This window comes from Argonema galeatum A003/A1, from assembly GCF_023333595.1.
Classification (GTDB): Bacteria; Cyanobacteriota; Cyanobacteriia; order Cyanobacteriales; family Aerosakkonemataceae; genus Argonema; species Argonema galeatum.
Genome location: NZ_JAIQZM010000063.1, coordinates 6,093 through 20,213 on the forward strand (window position 1 = coordinate 6,093; position 14,121 = coordinate 20,213).

Below are 14,121 nucleotides of genomic sequence, written 5' to 3' on the forward strand. Positions count from 1 at the left end.
ACTCCAACAACGTCAGCGTCCTATTAGGGACAGGGACAGGCAGTTTTGGCGCTGCTACCAACTTTGCTGTGGGGACTCTTCCCGCTTCCGTCACCGTAGGAGACTTCAACGGCGATGGCAAAACCGACATCGCAGCGGCGAACGTTAGCTCCAACAACGTCAGCGTCCTATTAGGGACAGGGACAGGCAGTTTTGGCGCTGCTACCAACTTTGCTGTGGGGAGTAATCCCTTTTCCGTCACCGTGGGAGACTTCAACGGTGATGGGAAATCCGACATCGCGGCGGCGAACTTGAACTCCAACAACGTCAGCGTGCTGCTCAATCAGCAACAACTGACTGTCACCCAAACTATTGCCGATAATGACCCAGTAAGCGTTGAGTTTTCTGCGGCTACTTATCAAGTTAATGAAGATGGTACGGTAGTTGGTGCAGCAGTTACTATCAACCGCATCGGTGATGCACTCAGTCCCGGTAGTGTAGATGTGCAGTTTACTGATGGAACTGCTACGGGTGGAACTGATTTCACTAATACCACTCAAACTATCAACTTTCTTAGCAACGAAACAACTAAAACTGTTGTCGTTCCCATCACTGACGATACTTTAGTTGAAGGGAATGAAAATCTTACCCTGACTTTAGCTAATCCTTCTGCTAATTTCGTTTTAGGTACACAGACAACTTCAACTCTCACTATTGTCGATAACGATACTGATGTTACTCTCGCCATCGCCGCTGGTGCTACACCCACCGAAAGTGGCCCCACCAACGGCACATTTGTCATTACCTTAAATAGCCCAGCCCCAGCAGGTGGGATAACCATCAACTTCGCCCTCGCCGGAACCGCTACCACCACCACCGACTACAGCATCGCCGCCGGAAGCAACATTAGCGCCGTCACTGCTACCAGTTTTACCATTGCCGCCGGAGCCACTAGCGCTGTCTTAAAAGTTACGCCCGTTGACGATAATATAGTTGACGCTAACGAAACAGTCGGAATTACTCTAGCAGCAGGTACAGGTTACACCGTCGGTGCAGCAAATAACGCCAGTCTTACCATCACCGACAACGACCCGATAATTAATATCACAGCGGGTACAGATCCCAGCGAATCCGGCCCGACTAACGGCACATTTAATATTACTCTTAACGGTGCTACTCCATCCCCAATTACCGTCAACTTCAACACCACTGGCAGCGTTGCCACTCTTACCACCGACTACACATTTGACTTAGCCAGTAGCACTAATATTACTGCGATTACCGCTACCAGCTTCACCATCGCAGCGGGAGTCACCAGCGCCATCTTAGTCGCAAAACCCGTAGACGATGCCGTAATTGAGGCAGGTGGGGAAACAGTAAAAGTCAACCTCGACCTTGGAACTGGTTACAGTCTCGGTGTTGGGAATACTGCTGTGGCTCAGTTTACCCCCGCTACCAACTTTTCTGTGGGGACTCAACCCTTTTCCGTCACCGTGGGAGACTTCAACTCTGACGGGAAATCCGACATCGCCACAGCGAACGTTGGCACCAGCAACGTCTCAGTGCTGTTGGGTAATGGGACAGGCAGTTTTGCCCCTGCTACCAACTTTGCCGTGGGGACTGAACCCCGTTCCGTCATCGTAGGAGACTTCAACGGCGACGGCAAATCCGACATCGCCACAGCGAACCGTACCACCAACAACGTCTCAGTGCTGTTAGGGGATGGGACGGGCGGTTTTGGCGCTGCTACCAACTTTGCCGTGGGGTTTGGTTCCCGTTCCGTCACCGTAGGAGACTTCAACTCTGATGGGAAATCCGACATCGCCACAGCGAACGACTTCGCCAAAAACGTCTCAGTCCTGTTAGGGGATGGGACGGGCAGTTTTGGCGCTGCTACCAACTTTGCTGCGGGTAATGGTCCCCTTTCTGTCACCGTAGGAGACTTCAACTCTGACGGGAAATCCGACATCGCAACGGCGAATGTTAGCTCCGGCAACGTCTCAGTGCTGTTAGGGGATGGGACGGGCAGTTTTGGCGCTGCTACCAACTTTGCCGTGGGGACTGCTCCCTATTCCGTCACCGTAGGAGACTTCAACTCTGACGGGAAATCCGACATCGCCACAGCGAACCTTGCCACCAACAACGTCTCATTGCTGTTAGGGGATGGGACGGGCAGTTTTGCCGCTGCGACCAACTTTGCCGTGGGGATTAGTCCCCTTTCCGTCACCGTGGGAGACTTCAACGGTGACGGCAAATCCGATATCGCGGCGGCGAATGTTAGCTCCAGCGACGTCTCAGTGCTGTTAGGGGATGGGACGGGCAGTTTTGCCGCTGCTACCAACTTTGCTGCGGGTAATGGTCCGGCTTCCGTCACCGTAGGAGACTTCAACGGCGACGGCAAATTCGACATCGCAGCGGCGAACTATAACTCCTTCAACGTCTCAGTTCTGCTAAACAACAACCAACCCACATCAACTCTCACCATTGCCGATAACGACCCAGTAAGCGTTGAATTCTCAGCCGCCACCTATCAAATCAACGAAGATGGCACGATAGTTGGTGTCGCAATTACTATCAATCGCATCGGTGATGCACTCAGTCCGGGTAGCGTTGACGTTCAGTTAACCAATGGAACTGCTACAGGTGGAACTGATTTTACTAATACTACTCAAACTATCAACTTTCTTAGCAACGAAACAACTAAAACTGTTGTCGTTCCCATCACTGACGATACTTTAGCCGAAGGGAATGAAAATCTTACCCTGACTTTAGCTAATCCTTCGGCTAATTTCGTCTTAGGTACGCAGACAACTTCAACTCTCACTATTGTCGATAACGATACTGATGTTACTCTTGCCATATCACCAAGTTCTGTTGCTGAAGATGGTGCAACTAATTTAGTTTATACCTTCACCCGTGCTGGTGATACTACCACTGCACTAACTGTCAACTTCAATGTGGGTGGAACTGCAACTTACAACACCGACTACACCGTTATTGGTGCAGATACTTTTAGTGGAAGTACTGGTACTGTCACTTTTGCGGCTAATTCTACAACTGCTACTGTTGCGATTGACCCGACTCCTGATTCTACTATTGAATTAGATGAAACAGTTGATTTAACTTTAGCTGCTGGTAGTAATTATAATGTTGTCACTAACACGGCAGTAACGGGAACTATTACTAATGATGATGCCGCAGTAGAATTCTCCCAAGCTAACTATCAAGTCAACGAAGATGGTACAGTTGTCGGTGCAACTGTTACGATTAATCGCACAGGTTTAACTAATAGTCCCGGTAGTGTAGATGTGCAGTTCGCCAATGGAAGTGCAACAGGCGGAACAGATTTCACTAATACCACCCAAACGATCAACTTTGCTAGTGGCGATACCAGTAAAACTGTCACCATTCCCATCAATGACGATAACTTAGTTGAAGGAACAGAAAACTTTACTATTTCCTTAGAAACTCCCAGTGCTGGAATTTCGATTGGTACTCAAAATTCTGCCACTGTGCAGATAATTGACAATGACGTACCTCCCACTCTTTCTATCAGCGATATCGCTCAATCGGAAGGAAATAGTGGTACAACCAACTTAAACTTTACGGTTAGCTTAAATACAGCTAGCGGTCTACCTGTCACCGTCAACTACGCCACCCAAGACAGCACCGCGACTACGGCAGATAGCGACTACACCAGCGCTTCTGGTAGTCTCACTTTCAATCCTGGGGAAACACAAAAAACTGTCTCTGTTGTCGTTAATGGCGATACTAAATACGAAACTGACGAAACCTTCAATCTGAATCTCTCCAATTCCATCAACGCGACTATCACTAATTTTGTCGGTGTTGGAACTATCCAAAATGATGATGCGATTCCGACAATTGCCATAGCTGATGTTAGTCAAAATGAAGGTCAATCGGGTACTACCAATTTTATCTTCCCCGTTACTTTATTGAATCCCAGCTATCAAACTGTCACGGTTAATTACGCGACTTCTGACGGAATTTCTACTGCTGGCGTTGATTACAATAGTGCATCGGGAACTCTGACTTTCAATCCGGGAGAAACTCAGAAAAATATCACTGTTGCTGTCAACGGTAATACAACTGTAGAAACAAATAAAAACTTCCTGGTCAATCTTTCTAATGCCAGTAATGCGACGATAGTTGATAATCAAGCGGTTGGTACAATCGTTAATGATGATGCTGTTCCAACGGTTAGCAATATCACTAAAACAGGTGATGAAGATACCACTATCACTTTTACTGCTGCTGACTTCACCAGCAAATTTACTGACCCGAATGGCGATAGTCTCAACAAAATCAAAATTACTTCTCTTCCCAATAACGGTACATTGCAATTAAGTAGTAGCAATGTCACTGTTAACCAAGAGATTTCGGCGAGTGATTTAGGTAATCTTCGCTTTATTCCTGTTGCTGATTGGAATGGAAATACGAGTTTCAATTGGATTGCTTCTGACGGTGCTAATTATGCTCCAAATGCTGCTGCTGTTAGCTTGACAATTAATCCGGTTAATGATGCGCCTTTTGTCAATGCGGCAATTCCATTTCAAACGACTAATACCAATAGTTTGTTCAATTTTACTTTCGCTGCTGATACTTTCAAGGATATCGATGTTGGCGATACTTTAACTTATAGCGCTACACTCGCTAATGGTAATGCTTTGCCGAATTGGTTGTTCTTTAATCCTTTCACTCGCAATTTAGTTGGTATTCCCACGAGTAGCGATGTGGGGACGCTTGTGCTGTCTGTGAAAGCGACAGATTCAGCTAATGCTAGTGCTACTACTACTTTTGCTTTAATAGTCAATGGTGCTACTGTATCGCCAGATGCAGATTGTTTTTGCGAGTCGATTGTTCGTCCAGATATTAACAATCTTCCTGGTGTTTCGGTGGCGCTGAATCTAGTTGATATAACTCAATTTGGGAATGACAGCAATGATACCCTGATTGGTACTACTGTCAATGACGCATTTTACGGTAACGGTGGCGATGATTTGCTGTTAGGGAAAGCAGGTAACGATAATTTATACGGCGGTCAAGGTAATGATACTGCTTTTGGTGGGATTGGGAAGGATTGGATTTCCGGTAATCAAGGTAACGACTTACTCAACGGTAACGCTGGCGACGACATTATAAACGGTAATGAAGGTAATGATACTGTTCGCGGTGGTCAAGATAACGATTTGGTGCGCGGTGGTCAAAATGATGATTTGATTTATGGCGATAAAGGCGATGATACCTTGGGTGGAGATAAGGGTAACGATACCATTTTTGGGGATAATGATGATTTATTTGATAATAACAACACTGGACGTGATTTAATCTTTGGTGGTAGCGGCGATGATTTGATTAATGGTAATGCTGGTAATGATTCCATCTTTGGGGAAGATGGTAATGATATTGTGCGTGGTGGTAAAAATGATGACATTGTGTGTGGGGATGCTGGCGATGATATTTTGTACGGAGAGTTAGGTAATGATAGTTTGTGCGGTGGTGATGGAAATGACACGATGTATGGGGGTAATGGTAGTCTGAATCCGATCGGGCCAAATGGCGAACGGGATGAATTATGTGGTGGTGCTGGTAATGATTTGCTGTTTGGTAATGAAGGAGAGGATAAGCTGAATGGGGAAGATGGGGATGATACTCTCTATGGTGGGAAAGATAATGACACGCTGATTGGTGGTGCTGGTAATGATTTGCTGATTGGGGATTTGGGTAATGACTTGTTGACTGGTGGTAGCGGACGTGACACTTTTGTTTTGACTTCTGGGAAAGGAAGTGATGTAATTGTTGATTTCCAAGATGGTCAGGATTTGATTAACTTGGGTGGTGGTTTGAGTTTTGGGCAGTTGGTAATTGCTCAAAGTAACAATAACACTATTATTACTCTAAAAAGCAGCACTGAACTGTTAGCTACTTTGAATGGAATACAAGCCAGCTTAATTAACCAGCAAGATTTTGTTTTAGTCTCCTAACTCACTTCTTGCACGTTTCTCAATAAGGCTGAAGAAACTGGGTTTATAAGGTTGTATACAGAAACCCGGTTTCTTGGAGAAACCGGGTTTCTAAGGTTCTAGATGTAGATTGTTAAATCTACCAGGCGGTTGGAATAACCCCACTCGTTGTCGTAATAAGCGAGAACTTTGACGAAGTTACTATCAAGTACGCTAGTAGATTTCAGATTCACAATTGCGGAGTGAGGATCGCCTACGCAGTCGGTAGAAACCAAAGGCAAATCGCTCACTTTGAGAATTGCTTTCATCGAATTGGTGGCATACTTGCGGAAGGCGTCGTTAACTTCCTCTGCCGTTACCGATTTTCGCAATAACGCATTCAAATCGGTAACAGAACCTGTGGGGGTAGGTACGCGCAAGGCGATGCCATCGAGACGCCCTTTGAGTTCGGGTAAAACCAACCCAACTGCTGTAGCTGCACCCGTCGTAGTTGGTACAATGTTCTGAGCGGCGGCGCGTCCTCGTGCCCACTCTTCGGGATGTCCCATATCCACCAAACGCTGGTCGGCAGTGTAGGCGTGTATTGTAGTCATCCAAGCTTTATCGATGCCAAATTCATCGTTGAGGATTTTGGCTAGAGGCGATAAGCAATTGGTGGTACAGGAAGCAGCTGAGATGACATCATCTCGCTCTTTGTCGTATTTTTCGTGATTGACGCCAAATACGAAGGTGGGGACTGCCTCGCCCTTGGCAGGCGCACTGATAATCACTTTTTTGGCACCAGCTTGCACGTGCAAACCAGCTTTGTCAGCGCTGCGAAAGACGCCGGTAGACTCAATTACGACATCAATTCCCATGTCCTTCCAGGGCAGGGCGGCGGGATCTCTTTCTGCCAAAAGGGGGATTTCGCGATCGCCAATTTTAAGACCTTTTTCGCCGGGAGTCACTTCATCTTCGGGGAAGCGACCGTATATCGAGTCATACTGCAATAGGTATGCTGCTAAGTCAGGTTTTAATGCAACGTCGTTGACGGCGACGACTTCCACATCCGGGTTTTGATGCGCTATCCGCATAAAAGCCCGTCCAATTCGTCCAAACCCGTTAATTGCTACTCGTTTCATGTCTTTCACCCTATCGGATTACCTAAATCTGCTGAGTTATGCCAATTCCCTATTAGTAGGGGATAATAGCCTCAAGTTCTTGAGTCACCCCAAAGCATTAACGCATTCCCAAGCAAACCAGTGTTAAGAATACTTGGCTATTGGGAGAAAGTAGCAATGCTTTATAAAAGTTTTAGACATTTGGGGCCGATTGGAACTGGTTTTGCATTTAACACATAGCGCGATCGCATTAAGCAAATGAAAAGAAGACGGATCGTTACCTTTATCGCTGGGATAGCTGCTGTAGTAATGTTGACAGTCGGCTTCGGTTATGTAAAAACGGGATATTTTGCGATCGCGCAGGGCCGATCGCCATTAACCGTATCCGCCGCTATTAGTCTCACCGAATCTTTGCAAGAAATTAAGCGAATTTATACCCGCAGCAAGCCGAATATCGCCGTTACGTATAATTTTGGCGCTTCCGGTGCCCTCCAGCAACAGATCGAACAAGGGGCCCCCGTTGATGTTTTCTTTTCAGCCGCAGCTAAACAAATGGATGCTTTGCAGGAAAAGGGATTGCTGATTACAGAAACTCGCAAAACTCTGCTGAATAACCGCATTGTTTTAATTACACCTAAAAATGCGCCTGCACTGAGGAGTTTCAGAGATTTAACCAGTTCGCAGGTGAAGCGAATTGCGATTGGGGAACCCAGGAGTGTACCGGCTGGACAATATGCACAAGAAGTGCTAAATAATTTGGGTATTTTCGAGCAAATCAAACCGAAAATTGTTTACGCCAACAACGTGCGTCAGGTGCTTACCTACGTGGAAACGGGAAATGTGGATGCTGGGATTGTTTACATAACTGATGCGAAGCAATCCAATGGAGTTAAACAGGGGCCGATCGCACCAGAAAATTTACATTCTCCTATTGTATATCCAGTAGCAGTGCTGAAAAACAGTAAAAACATCCCTACCGCCAGAGACTTTGTGCAGTTTCTCTCTAGCAATCTCGCCAAAGCAGTATTTGAGAAGTACGGTTTTACAATGTCTAATAGGTAATAACGTAAGTTGCTAGTTATTAGGTTATGGGTTACCTAAAAAATTCTTGTTCTTATTCTTATCTGCGTGCATCTGCGTGCATCTGTCTTCATCTGCGGTAAAAAATTAAACCAAACGATGACAACAGATAATTTGACGAGAGCAATCTTATTAAAATCTGCAATTTAAAATTTCCCAATGACTAATGACTTATCCCCATTATGGATATCCCTAAAAACTGCTTTCATCGCCACGATCGTTACCTTCTTTCTGGGAATTGCGGCAGCAAAGTGGATGCTGGGATATCGCGGCAAAGGTAAAGGATTAATTGAAGGAATTTTTATTTCTCCCCTCGTTTTACCGCCGACAGTAGTCGGGTTTTTGTTACTCTTGCTGCTTGGTAAAAACGGCCCGATCGGACAAATATTATTGTCATTGGGAATAACAATTATTTTCTCATGGCCTGCTACAGTTATCGCGGCAACAGTAGTAGCTTTCCCGCTGATGTACAAAACAGCATTGGGAGCATTTGAACAAATCGATAGTAATCTTATTAGTGCTGGCAGAACTCTTGGAGCTTCCGAATGGAGGGTGTTTTGGCGAGTTATTTTACCTCTAGCATTGCCAGGAATTGTAGCGGGGACGATGCTATCTTTTGCCCGTGCATTGGGTGAATTTGGTGCAACTTTGATGCTAGCTGGAAATATCCCCGGACAAACGCAAACTATCCCAGTCGCTATCTATTTTGCTGTAGAAGCGGGGGATATGAATCTAGCCCTTATTTGGGTTTTTGTGATTTTGGCTATTTCCTTATCAGTTCTCACTGCTGTTAATTTTTGGTCAGGTGGATTGAAAACTGGGAATAGAAGAACAATCACCAATCACCGCTCGCAAATCACCAATCACCAATCGCTAATCACCAATTCCCAACTATTTATAAATATCGAAAAGCAACTTTCTGACTTTTCCCTATCAGTCGCATTCAACCTAGCTGGAGAAACTTTGGGCGTGTTGGGTGCTTCTGGTGCTGGAAAAAGCATGATGCTTCGCTGCATTGCAGGTTTGTCAACTCCTACACGGGGACAAATTGTTCTAAATGGGCGGGTTTTGTTTGATTCGACAAGAGGAATTAACTTATCCAGTCATCAGCGCAGGGTTGGTTTTTTGTTTCAGAATTACGCTTTGTTTCCTCACATGACTGTGGCTGAAAATATCGCTTTTGGTTTGCCAAAGTTATCCAACTTAGAACGAAATCAGCGAGTAAGAGAACAACTAACTTTGGTGCAATTGCAGGAATTGGAAAACCGATATCCTCGCGAACTTTCTGGTGGACAGCAGCAGCGAGTGGCTTTGGCGAGGGCTTTAGCTATTGAACCGGAAATTTTGCTGTTGGATGAGCCTTTTTCTGCACTCGACACTTACTTACGCAGTCAGTTGGAAAAGCAGTTAATCGAAACGCTTTCTAATTATCGAGGCGTGACGTTATTTGTTACTCACAATTTGGAAGAAGCTTATCGAATTTGCCAAAATTTGTTGGTACTTTCGGAAGGCAAAGTTGCTGCTTATGGTGGGAAGGAAGAGATTTTTGAACATCCTCGCACTTTCACTGTCGCTCAATTGACTGGATGCAAGAATTTCTCTCGCGCAGATGTCCCCAAACTCCACTTTGAGAAGGAGGGGCTAAGAGAGGTTGAGGCTTTGGATTGGGGTTGCACTTTGCGGGTAATTGAGCCAATTCCTAACCCGTTGGCGTATGTGGGAATTCGCGCTCATCATTTCACTTTTCCAGAGGATGATAATAAAGAGAATACGTTTTTGTGTTGGGTGGCGCAGACGAGTGAAACTCCTCACAGAATGACTCTTTATTTGAAGCTGCACGCGCCGCCAGTAAATGCTAAGGATTATCACTTGCAAGCGGAGGTTTTTAAAGAAAAGTGGGCTGTTCTTAAAGATAGACCTTTGCCTTGGTATATCCGTTTAGATCCGCTGCGGTTGTTTTTGATGGAGGGGTGAAGGGTGCGATTCAGCTTCGGGAACTAGCAGTGTCTCCAATCTTGCTCCTAAAGTTCAAACTACCTCTTGTGGTGCTGGTGTAAAAGCTTCTCGTTGCGAAAAAATGGCTTTGCAGTTGGTAATCTGTCAGCTTGGGAGCTTGTATCGATGAGTATCAGAACAATTTGGATGTTGCTGAAAACAACATTTTCTCAGTGGAGACAGGATCGAGCTTCGCTGATGGCTGCTGCACTTGCATATTATACCGTGTTTTCTCTGGCACCGCTGTTGGTTATTGCGATCGCTCTAGCAGGTGCAATCTTCGGCGAAAAGGCGGCAAAAGGAGAACTGGTAACCCAAATTCAAAGTTTAATTGGCAAAGATGCTGCCTCACTCATCCAGACAGCCATTGAAAACGCCAGTTACCTAGATCCCAGTCAAGGCATTATCCCCACCCTTCTTAATATCGGCTTTCTCGTTTTGGGCGCAAGTGTCGTTTTTAATCAACTTCAAAAGTCGCTAAATATAATCTGGCAAGTCGAACCCAAACCAGGGAACGGTATCAAGCACTTTCTTCGCAAACGCCTCTTATCTTTTTCAATGGTATTGGCGATCGCATTTTTACTGCTCGTATCCCTGGTAATCAGCACAATGCTTGTGATTTTAGGTACTTATTTAAAAACGTTTGTACCCGGTTATACCTACCTCTGGCAAGTATTTAACTTTCTCATCTCTTATGGACTTGTCACGCTGCTGTTTGCAATGATTTATAAAATCCTGCCGGATGCCAAAATTGCTTGGGGAGATGTTTGGATCGGGGCGGGGATCGCGGCAGTACTATTCGAGATCGGCAAGTTCCTGCTTGGTTTCTATCTGGGGAAGACTGGTTTAACTTCTGCTTATGGCGCAGCAGGCTCCCTCGTAAGCATTCTTACCTGGGTTTTTTATTCGGCTCAAATTTTGTTTTTGGGCGCAGAATTTAGCCAAGTTTACCAGAAAAGCAACGCCAAAGAACTTATTACTGCCGATCGCGCCCAGTCGCCTGCCTAAAAAGGGTCTATCATAATAATAGCGCTCTTCCTCTGCCTACAGATAGATTAAGCTGAGGAAACCTTAGTTCGATCCCCAACGTCTACGCTTCACACACATAATGACCCATCCCAACGCAACTTATTACGCAATTACTTGCCCAAATAGTGTGTTGGGGATCACAAGATATATGTAATTTGAAATGATGTTGCGTTTGCTTAACTTAAATAGAGTTAACACTAACGCTAGTGTAAATTCCATTCATGATTTTTTGTAAGGAAATGCAAGGTTTTTATTGCAAATACTACAAGTTAAGCAGACTTGTAAATTTTGCTGCATACTTTAAAAAAGGTAGACCAGTTTTGGCATGAAAATATTTTTAAAAGGAATCCTCTTATGAAAACCCTAAATCCCCCTGTTTCAGCGTGCAAGTATTGTAAATATTACAAACCCATTGGGCGGCGGGGGGGGTCTTGCGAAATGCTTGGCGTATCAGTGCAAGGTGCGTGGAAGGGTTGCCATATAGGAACTCCACTATTTGCGGCCCAGCAGGAAAGTTGCGAAACTGCACAAGAGAACTGTAATCCAATACACAAAACCTCTCAAAAAGAAGCCCAGGAATTCTCAGAATTCCAAATAAAAAGCATTAATACTGCCGATTTAATCGTAGGAGTGAATTAATCAAATCGCTCAAGCACTCAACCGCCCTTGCTTGCGGTTGAGTTTTTGTTTAGTAGCACCTATAGCCAAACGCTTCATTGCGTAGTAGACAAAGCCCGCCTGGGGTTCAAACCCCAGGCTAATAGCGAAAGTCCACGCTTTGTAGACTAATACGCTTTTGAACGGAAGTTGGTACAAGTAGATAAATTGTGATTATCGAAGTATTATTACGTTTAGTTCTCTAATAATATCAGGAGGACTACCGAGAAAAAAGCTCAAACACAACAGCCAGTGATAGCAATTCATAATTACTGATATTTCCAACTTTCAAAAATTTATCCATTTTGATTTTGAACAATTCGCTGCTCATACTCTTGTTCAGTCATCAATTCGTGAGTACTTTCTACACGCTCTAAAAAGACGATACCATTGAGATGGTCGTATTCATGTTGAAAGATTCGGGCAACAAAATCTGTTAATTCTTGCCGATGCTGCTTACCATCTCGGCTGGTATACTCAACTTCAATTGCTTGATATCTGGGAACCAAACCGCGAATTCCCGGAATGCTGAGACAACCTTCCCAATCTTTTACGACTTCTGATGAGTGTGCAATAATGCGCGGATTAATTATCGCCGTTGGCTCCATTTTCGGTGCGTGAGGATATCTGAGATTGGGACGAGATGCGACAATAAACAAGCGATAAGATTGTGCTACCTGGGGTGCGGCAATACCGACGCCATTTTCTTTGGCAACTGTTGCCATCAAGTTGTCGATTAATTTTTGAATACTGCGATCGCCAAGATCGTCAATCGGCTGTGCTTGCTGCCGGAGTACGGGATTTCCGAGTTGGGAAACTTGCAGAATTTTAGCCATGTCGGTCGGGAGATTAAAAAGAGGCATCTGAAATATCTGGATCGGGACTTACGCACTAACCTTTGGTTTTGCCCCCCCGACCCCCCAAATCTGGGGGGCTAGGGGGGAGAAAAGCGTAAGTCTTATGTATTTTAACGCATACCTAAATAGTTCAAGCTCTCCATTGAAGAACTTGACTATTTACTCCCAACGGTTGTGGAAGAGTATGTATAGTGGTCGGGCGTTCGCGTTGGCGTAGCCTGCGACGAGAGCGCATAGCGTGCCGTAGGCATTAGCATTGCGGAATAACCTTAACTCAAAACCGAAATGTTAATTCCGCAATGCTTCGCCCCTACAAAATCTTCTAGCCCGAAGGCAGTAGGAATTAAGGTTCGTCTCGTCGAACTGGGAAAGCGCCTAGCTGCACTTGTACGCTTTGACTTTGCCAATTGCGCTGCACATCCATCTGCAAGCTGTCACCCACGTTCCGAGTTTCTATTATCTGCTGAACTTTATCAGCTGTGGTAACGCTTTGATTGTCAATTTTTTGGATTACATCTCCTAGCTGTAGTCCGGCTTTATCAGCAGGAGAATTGCGGACTACGCGGACTACTAAAACTCCTTTATCTGCCTGCACGCTGATGTTACCATTGGCAGAATTTTTGATTCTTTCCTTAATTTCTGGCGTGAGGGTTGCCATCTGGATGCCAACAAAAGGATGTTCAACTTTTCCTTTAGCAATTAGTTGCTGGCCAATTCGTTGTGCTGTATTGATGGGAATGGCAAAACCTAACCCTTGGGCTCCACCAATGATGGCTGTGTTGATACCAATCACTTCGCCGCGAGCGTTTAGGAGTGGGCCTCCAGAGTTACCGGGATTAATAGCTGCATCGGTTTGAATAAAACCAATGCGCTTATCGGGAACGCCTACTTGAGAGCTAGTTCTGTCTGTGGCGCTGATGACGCCTACGGTGACGGTTTTGTCTAAACCCAGGGGATTACCAATTGCGATCGCCCATTGTCCGGGACGTAACAGATCGGAATTACCCAATGCAACAACTGGCAAATTATTAGCGTTAATCTTAACTACTGCAATATCGGTCAACGGATCTTCACCAAGAACTTTCCCCTGAAAAGTGCGACCATCCCTAAGCGTTACAGTCACTGTATCCGCACCATCGACGACATGGGCATTCGTGAGAACTTGCCCCTCGGCATTGATCAAAAAGCCAGATCCAGTCCCCCGCACAGTCCGCTCGGCAGGCGGTACGGGTGCATCACCGCCAAAAAACCGTCGAAAGAAGGGATCGTTGTATTCATCACCCGGTGCTTGACGCCTCACCGTCCGTGCAGAATCGATTCGCACTACCGCCGGGCCAACCTTGTCCACAGCTGCGACAACGAAGTTAGCTGATAAAGGCGGGAATCCCCACACCATAATCTTATTTGGTGTGGGATGAAAGCCGTGCATTTTCTAGGCAT

The 14,121-nt window shown here is 45.4% G+C and carries 7 protein-coding genes; 4 read left to right on the forward strand and 3 right to left on the reverse strand.

The genetic code is table 11. The features are described 5' to 3' along the window. A partial coding sequence (locus LAY41_RS30985) for a Calx-beta domain-containing protein (protein ID WP_249106416.1) occupies nt 1-5,984 on the forward strand: 5,984 nt, incomplete at its 5' end. Nucleotides 5,985-6,082: 98 nt separating this feature from the next. Here LAY41_RS30985 and gap read toward each other — a convergent pair. Next, nucleotides 6,083-7,084, reverse strand: a complete 1,002-nt coding sequence (gene gap / locus LAY41_RS30990; protein WP_249106417.1) for a type I glyceraldehyde-3-phosphate dehydrogenase — start codon at nt 7,082-7,084, stop codon at nt 6,083-6,085. A gap of 237 nt (nt 7,085-7,321) precedes the next feature. Between gap and modA the strand changes: the two genes are divergently transcribed. The 3 genes from modA to LAY41_RS31005 all read left to right on the forward strand — a co-directional run bounded on the left by modA (nt 7,322) and on the right by LAY41_RS31005 (nt 11,146). Further along, nucleotides 7,322-8,125, forward strand: coding sequence for a molybdate ABC transporter substrate-binding protein (gene modA / locus LAY41_RS30995; protein WP_249106419.1), 804 nt, complete (start codon nt 7,322-7,324; stop codon nt 8,123-8,125). A gap of 177 nt (nt 8,126-8,302) precedes the next feature. Beyond that, a complete protein-coding gene (gene modB, locus LAY41_RS31000) occupies nt 8,303-10,117 on the forward strand; it encodes a molybdate ABC transporter permease subunit (RefSeq protein WP_249106421.1) in 1,815 nt (604 codons plus the stop codon). A 147-nt stretch (nt 10,118-10,264) separates the two neighbouring features. Further along, nucleotides 10,265-11,146 carry a YihY/virulence factor BrkB family protein gene (locus LAY41_RS31005; protein ID WP_249106422.1) on the forward strand — a complete coding sequence of 294 codons (882 nt, stop codon included), beginning with the start codon at nt 10,265-10,267 and terminating at the stop codon, nt 11,144-11,146. 974 nt (nt 11,147-12,120) lie between these two features. On the opposite strand, the gene def is transcribed toward LAY41_RS31005, so the two are convergent. Beyond that, nucleotides 12,121-12,660 carry a peptide deformylase gene (gene def / locus LAY41_RS31010; protein ID WP_249106424.1) on the reverse strand — a complete coding sequence of 180 codons (540 nt, stop codon included), beginning with the start codon at nt 12,658-12,660 and terminating at the stop codon, nt 12,121-12,123. 364 nt (nt 12,661-13,024) lie between these two features. Next, nucleotides 13,025-14,077 carry an HhoA/HhoB/HtrA family serine endopeptidase gene (locus LAY41_RS31015; protein WP_249106423.1) on the reverse strand — a complete coding sequence of 351 codons (1,053 nt, stop codon included), beginning with the start codon at nt 14,075-14,077 and terminating at the stop codon, nt 13,025-13,027. Between the last annotated feature and the right edge of the window lie 44 nt (nt 14,078-14,121).

Excerpts from the sequence above, each read along its gene's own strand:
- LAY41_RS31015 (WP_249106423.1), bottom strand. The coding sequence starts at position 14,077 with ATGGTGTGGGGATTCCCGCCTTTATCAGCTAACTTCGTTGTCGCAGCT.
- modB (WP_249106421.1), top strand. The coding sequence starts at position 8,303 with ATGACTAATGACTTATCCCCATTATGGATATCCCTAAAAACTGCTTTC.
- gap (WP_249106417.1), bottom strand. The coding sequence starts at position 7,084 with ATGAAACGAGTAGCAATTAACGGGTTTGGACGAATTGGACGGGCTTTT.
- def (WP_249106424.1), bottom strand. The coding sequence starts at position 12,660 with ATGGCTAAAATTCTGCAAGTTTCCCAACTCGGAAATCCCGTACTCCGG.
- LAY41_RS31005 (WP_249106422.1), top strand. The coding sequence starts at position 10,265 with ATGAGTATCAGAACAATTTGGATGTTGCTGAAAACAACATTTTCTCAG.
- modA (WP_249106419.1), top strand. The coding sequence starts at position 7,322 with ATGAAAAGAAGACGGATCGTTACCTTTATCGCTGGGATAGCTGCTGTA.